Source organism: Escherichia sp. E13S3 (assembly GCF_004212325.1).
In the GTDB taxonomy this organism is placed as follows: domain Bacteria; phylum Pseudomonadota; class Gammaproteobacteria; order Enterobacterales; family Enterobacteriaceae; genus Escherichia.
The window spans coordinates 16,422-30,559 of sequence record NZ_RHJR01000019.1 but is presented as its reverse complement, the minus strand read 5'-3'; the positions used below and the strand labels follow the sequence as shown (position 1 = coordinate 30,559).

Sequence of the window (14,138 nt, the reverse complement as noted above, 5' to 3'; positions counted from 1 at the left end):
TGATTTAAATGGTGCCGATAATAGGAGTCGAACCTACGACCTTCGCATTACGAATGCGCTGCTCTACCAACTGAGCTATATCGGCCCTGAAAGGACATGTTCACGAACGTGAATCACGGTGGACAAGGTTAAAACTAACCGGGCGATGCGTCAATGGCCTTGTGAATCAAATGGCTACTTTTGCATCACCCGGTTTTATTTACGCACGAATGGTGTAATCACCAATGCCGATCCACTTGTAAGTGGTCAGTGCTTCCAGCCCCATTGGGCCACGCGCGTGGAGTTTTTGTGTGCTTACCGCCACTTCCGCACCCAGTCCAAACTGGCCGCCGTCGGTAAAACGCGTAGAGGCGTTAACGTAAACAGCGGACGAATCCACTTCGTTAACAAAACGCTGGGCGTTGCGCATATCGCGGGTCAGGATCGCATCGGAGTGTTGCGTGCCGTGTTCACGAATATGGGCGATGGCATCGTCAAGATCGCTGACGATTTTGACGTTCAAATCTAATGACAGAAACTCATCGTCATACTCTTCGGCTTTAACAGCAACCACCTTCGCGGGGCCTGCCTGCAACTGCGCCAGTGCAGCTGCATCTGCGTGTAACGTCACGCCGCTTTCCGCCATTTGTTTGCTAAATGCGGGCAGGAAACTATCGGCGATGTTTTTATTCACCAGCAACGTTTCTACCGTATTACATGTGCTCGGACGCTGAGTTTTCGCGTTGACGATGACTTTCAGGGCTTCAGCGATCTCTGCACTTTCATCAACGTAAATATGGCATACGCCTATACCGCCTGTGATCACCGGGATTGTCGACTGTTCGCGGCACAGCTTATGCAAACCAGCGCCACCGCGCGGGATCAGCATGTCGATGTATTTATCCATACGCAGCATTTCACTGACCAACGCGCGGTCAGGATTATCAATTGCCTGTACTGCACCTGCCGGTAAACCGCAGGATTTCAGGGCGTCCTGAATCACCGCCACCGTTGCAGCGTTAGTGCGACAGGTTTCTTTGCCGCCACGCAGGATCACCGCGTTACCCGTTTTCAGGCACAGCGAAGCGACATCAACCGTCACGTTCGGCCGCGCTTCATAAATCACGCCAATCACGCCCAACGGTACGCGACGACGCTCCAGACGCAGGCCACTGTCCAGCACGCCACCATCGATTACCTGCCCCACCGGATCGGCGAGGTTACACACCTGGCGCACATCGTCGGCAATGCCTTTCAGCCGTGCGGGCGTCAGTGCCAGACGGTCAAGCATCGCTTCGCTAAGGCCATTGGCACGCGCGTCAGCAACATCCTGGGCGTTAGCGTTGAGGATGCTTTCGCTTTGTGCTTCCAGTTCATCGGCGATTTTTTCCAGCACGCGATTTTTTTCGCGGCTGGAGAGTTGCGCTAATTTATACGAGGCTTGCTTCGCGGCAATGCCCATTTGTTCCAGCATCAGCCTGCTCCTTAACGGGTAATCATGTCATCACGGTGAACGGCAACCGGGCCGTATTCATATCCCAGTATTGCATCAATTTCTTGCGAGTGGTGTCCAGCAATACGGCGTAATGCATCGCTGTTGTAACGACTGACGCCGTGGGCGATATCGCGACCTTCGAGGTTGCAAATGCGGATGACTTCACCACGCGAGAAATTGCCAGTCACGCTTTTAATGCCTTTCGGCAACAGGGAGCTGCCGCGTTCAAGAATAGCGGCAGTTGCCCCTTCATCTACCGTGATTTCACCCGCCGGCGGCGCACCGAAAATCCAGCGTTTACGGTTTTCTAATGGCGTTGCCTGGGCATGGAACAGCGTACCGACGGAAATGCCTTCCATCACATCACCAATAACGCCCGGCTTGCTGCCCGCGGCAATAATAGTGTCGATGCCCGCACGGCAAGCCACGTCCGCGGCCTGCAATTTAGTGCTCATGCCGCCGGTTCCAAGACCTGAAACGCTGTCACCGGCGATCGCGCGCAGTGCGTCATCAATGCCGTAAACATCTTTAATCAGTTCTGCCTGCGGATTGCTGCGCGGGTCAGCGGTATACAAACCTTTTTGATCGGTCAGCAGCAGCAGTTTATCGGCACCCGCCAGAATCGCCGCCAGCGCAGAAAGGTTGTCGTTGTCACCAACTTTAATTTCTGCCGTAGCGACAGCATCGTTCTCATTGATTACTGGAACGATGTTGTTATCGAGCAGTGCACGCAGCGTATCGCGGGCGTTCAGGAAGCGTTCACGGTCTTCCATATCGGCACGGGTCAGCAGCATCTGCCCGACGTGAATGCCATAAATCGAAAACAGCTGTTCCCACAGTTGAATCAGTCGACTCTGCCCTACCGCCGCCAGCAGTTGTTTTGAGGCGATAGTCGCTGGCAGTTCCGGGTAACCCAGGTGCTCACGTCCGGCGGCAATCGCGCCCGACGTCACAATGACTATCCGATGCCCGGCGGCATGTAACTGCGCGCACTGGCGAACAAGTTCAACGATATGGGCACGGTTCAGGCGGCGCGATCCGCCTGTTAGCACACTGGTGCCGAGTTTTACCACCAGCGTCTGGCTGTCACTCATGATTCTCTGCCATTCAATTTTAGGAAAAATGATATCAAACGAACGTTTTAGCAGGACTGTCGCCGGTTGCCAACCATCTGCGAGCAAAGCATAGCGTTTTGTTGCGCGGGATCAGCAAGCGTAACGGCAGTTGTTTACGCTTTTATTACAGATTTAATAAATTAGCACATTTTAAGAATATTATTAAGCTGTAATATATCTTTAACAATTTCACGTTAAAAACTTTCCTGTTTTCAACGGGACTCTCCCGAAGAATATTCGCGCGTTAATTAAAATCAGGAATGAAAATGAAAAAGAGCACTCTGGCATTAGTGGTGATGGGTATTGTGGCATCTGCATCCGTACAGGCCGCAGAAGTATATAACAAAGACGGTAATAAACTTGATATTTATGGCAAAGTTAAAGCCATGCATTATATGAGTGATAATGACAGTAAAGATGGCGACCAGAGTTATATCCGCTTTGGTTTTAAAGGTGAAACACAAATTAACGATCAACTGACTGGTTATGGTCGTTGGGAAGCAGAGTTTGCTGGTAATAAAGCAGAGAGCGATACCGCACAGCAAAAAACACGTCTCGCTTTTGCCGGATTGAAATATAAAGATTTAGGTTCTTTCGATTATGGTCGCAACCTGGGCGCGTTGTATGACGTGGAAGCCTGGACCGATATGTTCCCGGAATTTGGTGGCGACTCCTCGGCGCAGACCGATAACTTTATGACCAAACGTGCCAGCGGGCTGGCGACTTATCGTAACACCGACTTCTTCGGCGTTATCGATGGCTTGAATTTAACCTTGCAATATCAAGGGAAAAACGAAAATCGCGATGTGAAAAAGCAGAATGGCGATGGCTTCGGCACCTCGTTAACCTATGACTTCGGCGGCAGCGATTTCGCCATCAGTGGGGCCTATACCAACTCTGATCGCACCAACGAGCAAAACCAGCAAAGCCGTGGCACGGGCAAGCGCGCAGAAGCGTGGGCAACGGGCCTGAAATACGATGCTAATAATATTTATCTGGCCACCTTCTATTCTGAAACACGCAAAATGACGCCAATCTCTGGCGGCTTTGCCAATAAGACGCAGAACTTTGAAGCGGTCGCACAATATCAATTCGACTTTGGTCTGCGTCCATCGCTAGGTTATGTGCTATCGAAAGGGAAAGATATTGAAGGCATCGGTGATGAAGATCTGGTCAATTACATCGATGTCGGTGCTACGTATTATTTCAACAAAAATATGTCAGCGTTTGTTGATTATAAAATCAATCAACTGGATAGTGATAATAAGCTGAATATCAACAATGATGATATTGTCGCGGTTGGGATGACGTATCAGTTTTAATGAATATTGCCGGATGCGGCGTGAACGCCTTATCCGGCCAACGAAAACCAATATTTCAGGCCGGAAGAGATGCTCTAACATCGCATCCGGCACATTTCATTCACGCCGTTAACTTCACCGGCTCGTCACGAAAATCATCCGCCGGTTCCAGTTTCAGATTCAACGTCACCAACAGTTCACGCAGCTTCTCGTGAAACTCACGCAAGGTATACTCCAGCCGCTCTACCACTTCGGCATCTTTTACCGGAACACTCGTCCAGTCGCCTGCTTTATCGAACAGACCAAACTGATAGCTGTATGTAAAACGGGATTCCTGCGCTTCCAGTTCCATCCACCAGCCCCAGAACTCACGCACTTCCGGCGCGGGTTTCACGTTGACGCATACAGCCAGACAATCGAAAAAGAATCGATTATCTTCGCACTTACCTTCACGAATATACGGGCCTAGTGCGGTAAATTTTTTGATCAATCTGCTTTTCGGGTGTCCACTCGGTAACGTCATTGCGATCTCCTGTTGTGATGCAACTGTTTTACCAAATTGACAAAATTTAGCAAATTTTTAACACAATCGCTTTTCGATCCAGTTGGTGATTTCCTGAAGCGCCTTGTCAAAATTCCGATACACAGGGTTAAACGGAATCTCTAACAATTTACCATCAGCAGATGACGACGTGATTAAGCGTGAGTCCTCTTCCGGGCTGAACGGATCGTTCTTCCAGTACCCTGATAACATTGGCGTTGGGCAACGACGCCCCAGCAATCCTTGCACTTTTAATGAGTAGCGATTCAGCTCAACACGCAACGCTTCATCAGATGCATCATGCATTCCCAGTCGACTTGCCAGAACGTCAAGATACATTTCTGGCACTTGTTGCTGGCACTTAAAATCACTCAGCAAAGTGTGAACCACCGGGCCAAGACAGGCCACCGCTTTCAAACGTGATGCCTCGAGATAAGCCAGGCGTACAGCAACGTTAGCACCAAAACGGAAACCAAAGGCTGCGACGCGCGTGTGATCTACCCACGGCACGTTTGTCAACGCCTTTAAGACATGTTGGTGCAGTAGGCTGGAATCCTGGGTGAGTTTCCATTTTGAGGAAAAACCGACCGAAGGCATATCAATAGTCAGCATCGCAATGCCGCGCGGTGCAAAATAGCGCTCATAAAGGGAGTAATAGTCTGTTTGCATCGCATCCAGACCACCACACATTAATACTGTCGGGAATGGGCCATCACCTTTTGGCATATGCAAAAAGCCAGTGATGGGCGCGCCCCCCGGAACGGTAAACTCCATTTGCCGCATTGTTCCAGGCAGACGTTGCGCAGCTTCTTCATACGCGCGATTTGACAACGCCTGTACCTGTTCAGCCAGATCATCGCCCTTCAAGTGCGGATAGGCGGCAATATTGTACAACGTAGCTGCGTGCAGCCAGTGACGCCCGCTGAGTTGCGGATCTTCTTCCGCACAGGCTTTCTGTTGCCACACCATCGCCTGGGTGGCCCACTCGTAAATCCAGTTGCCGCCGCGGTAGCCAATCACCGTATCGTATAAATCATTGTCGGTGCGTTCAGCATCGCTCATCACAATGCGCGCCTGGACGTCGAGGATTTCACGCGGATCAACACCGCGCCAGATCCACATCAGGCGGTTAATCATGCGATACCAATGAGGAATATTTTTGCCATCGAGGGCCGACTGCACCGACGGTTGCGCACCGTGGTTAAAACGGCGGACTAGCGTCGAGGTTTCAGGATGTTTAAAGCGGGGTTTGAACAGGGTTTCGCTCAGGTTAGCCTGTGTCATGGATGCAACCTCCAGGAATACTTACTGGAAGCTATTGTAACCTGCCTGACGTTAAAAAGAACAACGCCCGGCAGTGCCAGGCGTTGAAAAGATTAGCGACCAGAGATAGGCGGGACGAACACAACGCCCATATCCCACGGCTGCTCAATCCAGGTATCTTGTGGGATATCAACCACATAATCATCTACCAGAGGACGACCAGCCGGTTTCGCGAAGATAGTCACAAAGTGTGCTTTAGGATACATTTCACGAATCGCAACCGCAGTACCACCGGTATCTACCAGGTCATCAATGACGATGAAGCCTTCGCCATCGCCTTCTGCGCGTTTCAGTACTTTCAGTTCGCGCTGGTTGTCGTGATCGTAGCTGGAAATACATACGGTATCGACATGACGAATACCCAGTTCACGCGCCAGTAACGCACCCGGTACCAGACCGCCACGGCTTACGGCAATAATGCCTTTCCATTGTTCAGAAGGCATCAGTCGGCTTGCGAGTTTACGTGCATGGATCTGCAACATGTCCCAGGTGACGATGTATTTTTCGCTCATGTGAAGTGTCCCAGCCTGTTTATCTACGGCTTAAAAAGTGTTCGAGGGGAAAATAGGTTGCGCGAGATTATAGAGATCTGGCGCACTAAAAACCAGTATTTCACATAAGTCCGCGTCTTTTTACGCACTGCTACTACCTGTCGCTAGATAAAGTGGTATTCTCAAACATATCTCGCAAGCCTGACTTGTGCTGACAACATTTTCTGCTAACCCTGTGACCTGCAATACTGTTTTGCGGGTGATCGACAAGGAGACTTAACGTGTCTGAACTGTCTCAATTATCTCCACAGCCGCTGTGGGATATTTTTGCAAAAATCTGTTCTATTCCTCACCCGTCCTATCATGAAGAGCAACTCGCTGAATACATTGTAGGTTGGGCAAAAGAAAAAGGTTTCCACGTCGAACGCGATCAAGTGGGGAATATCCTGATTCGTAAACCTGCCACCGCAGGTATGGAAAACCGTAAACCGGTTGTCCTGCAGGCTCACCTCGATATGGTGCCGCAAAAAAACAACGACACCGTGCACGACTTCACCAAAGATCCTATCCAGCCTTATATTGATGGCGAATGGGTTAAAGCGCGCGGCACCACGCTGGGTGCAGATAACGGCATTGGTATGGCGTCTGCGCTGGCGGTTCTGGCTGACGAAAACGTGGTTCACGGCCCGCTGGAAGTGCTGCTGACTATGACCGAAGAAGCCGGTATGGACGGCGCATTCGGTTTACAAAGCAACTGGTTGCAGGCTGACATTCTGATTAACACCGACTCCGAAGAGGAAGGTGAAATCTACATGGGTTGCGCGGGGGGTATCGACTTCACCTCCAACCTGCATTTAGATCGTGAAGCGGTTCCAGCTGGCTTTGAAACCTTCAAGTTAACCTTAAAAGGTCTGAAAGGCGGTCACTCTGGTGGCGAAATCCACGTTGGCCTGGGTAACGCGAACAAACTGCTGGTTCGCTTCCTGGCGGGTCATGCAGAAGAACTGGACCTGCGCCTTATCGACTTCAACGGCGGCACACTGCGTAACGCCATCCCGCGTGAAGCCTTTGCGACCATTGCTGTCGCAGCTGATAAAGTCGACGCACTGAAATCTCTGGTGAATACCTATCAGGACATCCTGAAAAACGAGCTGGCAGAGAAAGAGAAAAATCTGGCCTTGTTGCTGGACTCTGTTGCGAACGATAAAGCTGCCCTGATTGCGCAATCTCGCGATACCTTTATTCGTCTGCTGAACGCCACCCCGAACGGTGTTATCCGCAACTCCGATGTAGCCAAAGGCGTGGTTGAAACCTCCCTGAACGTCGGTGTGGTGACCATGACCGACAACAACGTAGAAATTCACTGCCTGATCCGTTCTCTTATCGACAGCGGTAAAGACTACGTGGTGAGCATGCTGGATTCGCTGGGTAAACTGGCTGGCGCGAAAACCGAAGCGAAAGGCGCATATCCTGGCTGGCAGCCGGACGCTAATTCTCCGGTGATGCATCTGGTACGTGAAACCTATCAGCGTCTGTTCAACAAGACGCCGAACATCCAGATTATCCATGCGGGTCTGGAATGTGGTCTGTTTAAAAAACCGTATCCGGAAATGGACATGGTTTCTATCGGGCCAACAATCACCGGTCCACACTCTCCGGATGAGCAAGTTCACATCGAAAGCGTAGGTCACTACTGGACACTGCTGACTGAACTGCTGAAAGAAATTCCGGCGAAGTAATTATTTGATTTGCTGCCGGATGGCGTTTAATCGCCTTCCGGCAGTTTCATCCTTCATTATCCTTCGATAAATGCCATCCCTGTGAACGTTCGTCGTGGGTTGCCACGTTCAATCTGGTGATGGAACATTCGCCGCTGTGATTTCAGCGCCGCGCTATTTTCCTGTTGCTGTTGTTCCAGCTTCCAGGCAATCAGCAATCGCGCCAGCCGTTTGTTGGCATGTTGGCTGCGCTCTGACTGAACCTTCACGCTAATTCCGGTAGCCAGATGCGTGGCGCGTACCGCCGAGTCGGTTTTATTGACATGTTGACCGCCCGGCCCCGACGAACGCAGCGTCTCATACCGGATCGCATCCGATTGTTCCTGCTCATCAGCGGTAAAACGCCCAATGCCCAGAAACCAGTTTTTGCGCCCATGATGAGGCCGATACGGACTCGGGCAAATCCACTGAATAGTGCCGCACCAGCTTTCGCTTAATGCCCATGCGTTGTCGCCATCCAGAGAAATCAGCGCCGAACGCACCGTGTCAGGATAACGCCCGGCTTCGGTTTCCAGCACCGTTACCGCGACGTCTTGTCGGGTAGCTTCTTTAATTAGCCTGTCCAGCGCCTTTTTCACTGCGAGACAACATTCTTCCGGCCCCTGAGCTGAGGAGAGTTGTTGCAAGATCATCCTTTTTTCCCTCCACCGTTTTTGAGCGTTAACACCGGACGCAGCCGCGCGACAGGAATAATTAAGCCGGCCTGCACCAGACATTGCACCACGCTTTCAGCCGATTTATAGGCTTGTGGCGCTTCTTCGAAGATGAGTTGCTTATCGCGACAAATTACCCGACTGCCAAGTTCAGTCCGCGAGAGCTGCGTCGCCGTGTATTTCGCTGCCAGATGCCCTTTACACTCGGTGCGCCCCCATTTACGCCCTGCCCCATGCGCCAGCGAGTGGAGCGTTTTTTCGTTCGCAACAGGCTGTACAAGCCAGGAGTAATCACCGCGTGAACCGGGAATAATCACCAGCCCATTGTCATCTGGCGTTGCCCCTTTACGATGCAGCCAACCTTGTTGATCGCCGATTTGACACGCGCTAACAAAGTTATGCGCCACATCCAGAACCGAATTTCCGGTGGCCTTCACCTGTTGCATTATGCGCAAAGCGATCAGCTGGCGATTAATACGCGCAAACGCCAGCGCATCGTCATGTTCCGCAATATACCGTAGCGCGTCGTCACAGCCTTCTGGCAAACCATGATGCGAAAACGAGGCAATATGCCGCTGTAAAATAGACTGCCCCAACCCCCGCGAGCCGCTATGAACCAGCAGTTGCAGATGCTGCGCATCCAGACCTGCCTGTGCAAACAACTCAGCGTTGATGATTTGATCAACTTGTTGCAGTTCTGCGAAGTGGTTACCGCCACCGATAGAGCCAAGCGAGCTGCGCCACGGATGCTGTGCAAATGCTGACGGCAGGTTTTCCTCCAGCCAGCTTTCTTCAGCAACGTCATCCAAAGCTGATAATCGCTTTTCAAACTTATCGGCGTTGTATTTGCGAGCGAGAATATCTGTTTGCCATAGCGCCATGCCGCAGCCGATATCATTGCCGACCAGTGCCGGGTAAAAACGGCCTGCGGAGAAGAACGCTGCGCCAATCGGGTAGCCGCGTCCGGGGTGTAAATCTGGCATCCCTACTACGCGCTGCATGTTGGGTAAATTTGCCGTGGTGTGTAATTGTTGGATCGCTAAACTCTCGATCCACAGGTCATCAGATGCGATGGTAAATACCGCATCGGATAAGGGACGAATATAATTGCCCATATACCATTCCGTAAATAGACTCGTCATACTTCAAGTTGCATGTGCTGCGACTCGAATTATTGAGAGTAACAATTAAAAAATCAGGAAATGGCAGACGAATCCAGGGCAAGAAAAAAAGAATTAATCCTGGAAAGGTCTGCAAAGAGTCATTGATAAAGGATTTGTCATGATTTACCTCCTTGCAGTTTGTGGAATAAGAAAACGCGCACATACTAGGCTTGCGTTATTTTCATTGCAAGCTGGATTTAATGTTGCTGTTTATAACGCATATAAAAATTAATAAACCACTCTCCCCGACATTCAACGCGTTGCTGCTTAACTGTCTGAAAACCATAACGTTCAAAAAAGGGTTTTGCGGTTATGCTTGCGTCCACCGTAAGTTCGGATTCAGACTTAATCAAAGGTTTTAACAAAGCGCTGGCAACCCCACGGCGGGTGTATTCAGGGTCAACAAATAACATATCGATATAGTGTTCAACGCAGGTAATAAAGCCGACCAGTTTTGCATTAATGACTGCAACCCGCACTTGTGATTTCGCGAGTTTCTCCTTCCAGCGAGATTCGTCAATCTGCGCCCAGGCGGCAATTTGTTGTGGTGAATAATGCTGACTGGCAGTCATCGTAACCGCTCTAATGAAAATAGCGCATAGTTGCTGAAAATCGCCAGGCTGATAGTCTCTTATTTGTATGTTATTCATAATCCCAGCACCAGTTGTCTTTCCATTTGCGGGTCAAGCAACGTCACATGCAGCCCCACCAGTCGCACACCGCGCCCGCCGCGGCGTTCATCCCAGGTTTTACGCGCGGTGGCGATTAAGTCAGCTTTATTCAGCCGCGGCCAGACGTGCTCCTGAGTGGTTTGCTGAAAATCATCAAACTTTAATTTCACCCCCTGGCGAGCAATCAGTAAATCAGGTTTTACCTTTGCCAGACGGCGTTCAAGTTCCGGATACAGCCGCTCGATAATCGCTTCACATTCAGACCAGTGATGAATATCTTCCGCCATCGTGCGTTCCACGCCGACGGATTTTCGTAACCGTTCGCTGTTAACGTCGCGCTCGTCAATCCCCTGACTACGCTCCCACAAAATGCGGCCAAATTTGCCAAAGCGTTTAAGCAGAGTCACCAGATCACACTTTTGTACATCACCGCAGGTCCGCAGCCCCATCGCTTCCAGTTTTGCCGCCGAGACTTTGCCGACGCCGGGAATTTTTGCCAGCGGTAAGGTTTGCAGAAATGCCGGAACTTCTGCCGGAGTAATCACAAACTGGCCGTTGGGTTTATTCATGTCGGAGGCGATTTTGGCGAGAAACTTGACCGGCGCAATGCCCGCAGATGCCGTCAGTTGCAGCTCGTTGAAAATCGTCTGGCGGATTTCCTGGGCGATGAGGGTCGCAGAACCGTGGCAATGGACGCTATCGGTGACATCGAGATAAGCCTCATCCAGTGACAGCGGTTCAATGCGCGAGGTGTAGCGCGAGAAAATTTCGCGGATATGATTTGAGGCTTCTTTGTAGGCGTCAAAGCGCCCCGGAAGCAAGGTGAGATGTGGGCATAATTTGAGCGCCATCCCTGTCGGCATAGCGCTACGTACGCCAAATTTACGCGCGGGATAATTGGCGGTGCTGATCACCCCCCGACGTTCGCGGCTGCCGCCAATAGCAATAGGGATATCGCGCAGGGCGGGATTGTCGCGCATCTCCACCGCTGCGAAAAAGCAGTCCATATCCACATGAATGATTTTACGCATTGCTCACCTCTCAACACTGGTAAAGTATACAGTGATTTCAGGGTTTGAGAAATGCGTAAAGATTCAGCATTTAACGCGTTCGCTGCGAAAGCACCTGCTGCTTATCCAGCTTTTGTACCAGCGGCTGCACCACTTTATCCCCATGCTGACCAAAGTATTGATACAGCGTATCGGACGCACTTTTGGTCAGCACCATAATCTCAATGCGCCGATTACCCGCGCTTTGCGGATTTTTGGCATCCAGCAGCATCTGGTCCGCCATTGCGCTTACCTGCATCACTTTATCTTCCGGCATTCCGGCCTCTTCCAGCACCCGACGAGCCGAAAGCGCGCGATCGCCCGAAAGGTTCCAGTTGTTGTAGATATTGTTTTTGTAGGCCATCGCATCGGTATGCCCGGTAATAATAATTTTGTTATCGAGCGAGTCGAACACTGGCGCGAGCTCCACCAGCAGCGTTTTAAAGAACGGCATAATCTGCGCGCTGCCGCGCTCAAACATATTGCGGTTCTGGTCGTCTTTAATCAGCACGCGTAATCCCTGCGGGACAATCTCCATCTCCAGATTCGCTTCCATATGCGCATCACGGGCAATAGTGTTGATACTGGTTGCCAGCTCGCCAAGCTCGGTGGCGGATTTCTTCTTCAGCAGCGCCGTTTTCTCATTCACATCACGCGCTTTTTTCTCCGTCTCTTCCGGCACCGCCACGGTGGCAGGTTTTGGCGGATGAGACGGGCTGATTTTATTTAACGGCGACAGCCCGCCACCATTGAAAATCGACTGCCCGTGCAGCGCGGCGATAATGCTTTCACGCTCGGATTTACTGACGCTGTTGACAATCAACTTTATCGTCGTCACCAAAGGGGCCGAGCGTATTTCCGAGGTTTCTGCCCGCTTTACTCTGGACGCGATGCCCGGCAAACAGATGGCGATTGACGCCGATCTTAACGCCGGATTGATCAACCAGGCGCAGGCGCAAACCCGGCGTAAAGATGTTGCCAGCGAGGCTGATTTCTACGGCGCAATGGACGGGGCATCGAAGTTTGTGCGCGGGGACGCCATCGCCGGGATGATGATTCTGGCGATCAACCTGATCGGCGGTGTCTGCATCGGGATCTTTAAATACAACCTGAGCGCCGATGCCGCCTTCCAGCAGTATGTGCTGATGACCATTGGTGACGGCCTGGTGGCGCAGATCCCTTCCCTGCTGCTCTCCACTGCGGCGGCGATTATTGTCACCCGCGTCAGCGACAACGGCGATATCGCCCACGACGTGCGCCACCAGTTGCTGGCAAGCCCGTCGGTACTCTACACCGCCACCGGGATTATGTTTGTGCTGGCGGTGGTGCCGGGGATGCCGCACCTGCCGTTTTTGCTGTTCAGCGCCCTGCTGGGTTTTACCGGCTGGCGAATGAGCAAACAGCCGCAGGCGGCGGAGGCGGAAGAGAAAAGCCTCGAAACACTGACCCGCACCATCACCGAAACCAGCGAGCAACAGGTCAGTTGGGAAACGATACCGCTGATCGAGCCCATCAGCTTAAGCCTCGGCTACAAGCTGGTGGCACTGGTCGATAAAGCACAGGGCAACCCGCTCACCCAGCGGATTCGCGGCGTGCGGCAGGTGATATCCGACGGTAACGGCGTGCTGCTGCCGGAGATCCGCATTCGGGAAAACTTCCGCCTCAAGCCCAGCCAGTACGCCATTTTCATCAACGGTATTAAGGCCGATGAAGCGGATATTCCGGCGGATAAACTGATGGCGCTGCCCTCCAGCGAAACCTACGGCGAGATAGACGGCGTATTGGGGAACGACCCGGCGTACGGGATGCCGGTGACCTGGATCCAGCCTGCGCAGAAAGCGAAGGCGCTGAATATGGGGTATCAGGTGATCGACAGCGCCAGCGTGATTGCTACCCACGTGAATAAGATTGTGCGCAGCTATATTCCTGATTTGTTTAACTATGACGATATTACGCAGTTGCATAACCGTTTGTCGTCGATGGCACCGCGCCTGGCGGAGGATTTGAGCGCGGCGCTCAATTACAGCCAGTTGCTGAAAGTGTACCGCGCGCTGCTGACCGAAGGCGTTTCCCTGCGCGATATCGTCACCATCGCCACCGTACTGGTCGCCAGTAGCACCGTCACCAAAGATCATATTTTGCTGGCCGCCGATGTGCGTCTGGCGCTGCGGCGCAGCATTACTCATCCGTTCGTTCGCAAGCAGGAGCTGACGGTGTATACGCTGAATAATGAGCTGGAAAATCTGCTGACCAACGTAGTGAATCAGGCACAACAGGGCGGGAAAGTGATGCTCGACAGCGTACCGGTGGACCCGAATATGCTCAACCAGTTCCAGAGCACGATGCCGCAGGTAAAAGAGCAGATGAAAGCGGCGGGGAAAGATCCGGTGCTGCTGGTGCCGCCGCAGCTGCGCCCTTTGCTGGCGCGTTATGCAAGGTTGTTTGCGCCGGGGCTGCATGTGCTGTCGTATAACGAAGTGCCGGACGAGCTGGAGTTGAAGATTATGGGGGCGTTGAGTTGATTGGGGATTCTTTTCCATGCTTTGCACCATCTGACACCATTGATTGACGTCACACTG

General features: G+C 51.8%; 12 protein-coding genes, 1 tRNA gene and 1 pseudogene. 3 read left to right on the top strand and 11 right to left on the bottom strand.

The features are described from left to right. Positions 1-9 precede the first annotated feature (9 nt). From D9597_RS19535 to proB, 3 genes are all read right to left on the bottom strand, one after another. Positions 10-85: transfer RNA gene (locus tag D9597_RS19535), tRNA-Thr, on the bottom strand. 114 nt (positions 86-199) lie between these two features. Next, a complete protein-coding gene (gene proA, locus D9597_RS19530; RefSeq protein WP_130224110.1) occupies positions 200-1,453 on the bottom strand; it encodes a glutamate-5-semialdehyde dehydrogenase in 1,254 nt (417 codons plus the stop codon). 11 nt (positions 1,454-1,464) lie between these two features. After that, entirely contained in the window at positions 1,465-2,568 is a 1,104-nt protein-coding gene (proB, locus tag D9597_RS19525) for a glutamate 5-kinase (RefSeq protein ID WP_001285288.1), read from the bottom strand. Positions 2,569-2,855: 287 nt separating this feature from the next. Here proB and phoE point away from each other — a divergent pair, with 287 nt between their 5' ends. Next, complete coding sequence (gene phoE / locus D9597_RS19520; protein ID WP_130218396.1) at positions 2,856-3,911, top strand: phosphoporin PhoE; 1,056 nt, start codon at positions 2,856-2,858, stop codon at positions 3,909-3,911. Positions 3,912-4,011: 100 nt separating this feature from the next. Here the strand turns inward: phoE and crl are convergent, their stop codons facing one another. From crl to gpt, 3 genes are all read right to left on the bottom strand, one after another. Continuing rightward, the gene (gene crl / locus D9597_RS19515; protein WP_130209675.1) at positions 4,012-4,413 is read right to left on the bottom strand and encodes a sigma factor-binding protein Crl; all 402 of its coding nucleotides are present in this window, start codon (positions 4,411-4,413) and stop codon (positions 4,012-4,014) included. Between the two features lie 57 nt (positions 4,414-4,470). After that, a complete protein-coding gene (frsA, locus tag D9597_RS19510) occupies positions 4,471-5,715 on the bottom strand; it encodes an esterase FrsA (RefSeq protein ID WP_130224108.1) in 1,245 nt (414 codons plus the stop codon). A gap of 92 nt (positions 5,716-5,807) precedes the next feature. Next, entirely contained in the window at positions 5,808-6,266 is a 459-nt protein-coding gene (gene gpt / locus D9597_RS19505) for a xanthine phosphoribosyltransferase (protein WP_001291990.1), read from the bottom strand. Between the two features lie 260 nt (positions 6,267-6,526). Between gpt and pepD the strand changes: the two genes are divergently transcribed. After that, positions 6,527-7,984, top strand: a complete 1,458-nt coding sequence (gene pepD, locus D9597_RS19500; protein ID WP_130224106.1) for a cytosol nonspecific dipeptidase — start codon at positions 6,527-6,529, stop codon at positions 7,982-7,984. A 56-nt stretch (positions 7,985-8,040) separates the two neighbouring features. Here the strand turns inward: pepD and prfH are convergent, their stop codons facing one another. The 5 genes from prfH to lafU all read right to left on the bottom strand — a co-directional run bounded on the left by prfH (position 8,041) and on the right by lafU (position 12,397). Continuing rightward, the gene (gene prfH / locus D9597_RS19495; RefSeq protein ID WP_130224104.1) at positions 8,041-8,655 is read right to left on the bottom strand and encodes a peptide chain release factor H; all 615 of its coding nucleotides are present in this window, start codon (positions 8,653-8,655) and stop codon (positions 8,041-8,043) included. Then, entirely contained in the window at positions 8,652-9,791 is a 1,140-nt protein-coding gene (locus tag D9597_RS19490; protein WP_165383553.1) for an RNA ligase RtcB family protein, read from the bottom strand. Before D9597_RS19490 ends, prfH begins: the two co-directional genes overlap by 4 nt. 245 nt (positions 9,792-10,036) lie before the next feature. After that, a complete protein-coding gene (locus tag D9597_RS19485) occupies positions 10,037-10,489 on the bottom strand; it encodes a GNAT family N-acetyltransferase (RefSeq protein WP_001059855.1) in 453 nt (150 codons plus the stop codon). Then, the gene (dinB, locus tag D9597_RS19480; protein ID WP_001226157.1) at positions 10,486-11,541 is read right to left on the bottom strand and encodes a DNA polymerase IV; all 1,056 of its coding nucleotides are present in this window, start codon (positions 11,539-11,541) and stop codon (positions 10,486-10,488) included. The genes D9597_RS19485 and dinB overlap by 4 nt, the downstream gene beginning before the upstream one ends. A 70-nt stretch (positions 11,542-11,611) precedes the next feature. Further along, positions 11,612-12,397, bottom strand: coding sequence for a putative lateral flagellar export/assembly protein LafU (lafU, locus tag D9597_RS19475; RefSeq protein WP_000207556.1), 786 nt, complete (start codon positions 12,395-12,397; stop codon positions 11,612-11,614). Between lafU and D9597_RS19470 the strand changes: the two are divergent. Further along, a pseudogene (locus tag D9597_RS19470) lies at positions 12,369-14,081 on the top strand (flagellar biosynthesis protein FlhA); the annotation flags it as partial. The gene lafU and the pseudogene D9597_RS19470 sit on opposite strands and share 29 nt — an antisense overlap. Positions 14,082-14,138: the final 57 nt, after the last annotated feature.

Excerpts from the sequence above, each read along its gene's own strand:
- proA (WP_130224110.1), bottom strand. The coding sequence starts at position 1,453 with ATGCTGGAACAAATGGGCATTGCCGCGAAGCAAGCCTCGTATAAATTA.
- proB (WP_001285288.1), bottom strand. The coding sequence starts at position 2,568 with ATGAGTGACAGCCAGACGCTGGTGGTAAAACTCGGCACCAGTGTGCTA.
- phoE (WP_130218396.1), top strand. The coding sequence starts at position 2,856 with ATGAAAAAGAGCACTCTGGCATTAGTGGTGATGGGTATTGTGGCATCT.
- crl (WP_130209675.1), bottom strand. The coding sequence starts at position 4,413 with ATGACGTTACCGAGTGGACACCCGAAAAGCAGATTGATCAAAAAATTT.
- frsA (WP_130224108.1), bottom strand. The coding sequence starts at position 5,715 with ATGACACAGGCTAACCTGAGCGAAACCCTGTTCAAACCCCGCTTTAAA.
- gpt (WP_001291990.1), bottom strand. The coding sequence starts at position 6,266 with ATGAGCGAAAAATACATCGTCACCTGGGACATGTTGCAGATCCATGCA.
- prfH (WP_130224104.1), bottom strand. The coding sequence starts at position 8,655 with ATGATCTTGCAACAACTCTCCTCAGCTCAGGGGCCGGAAGAATGTTGT.
- D9597_RS19490 (WP_165383553.1), bottom strand. The coding sequence starts at position 9,791 with ATGGGCAATTATATTCGTCCCTTATCCGATGCGGTATTTACCATCGCA.
- D9597_RS19485 (WP_001059855.1), bottom strand. The coding sequence starts at position 10,489 with ATGAATAACATACAAATAAGAGACTATCAGCCTGGCGATTTTCAGCAA.
- dinB (WP_001226157.1), bottom strand. The coding sequence starts at position 11,541 with ATGCGTAAAATCATTCATGTGGATATGGACTGCTTTTTCGCAGCGGTG.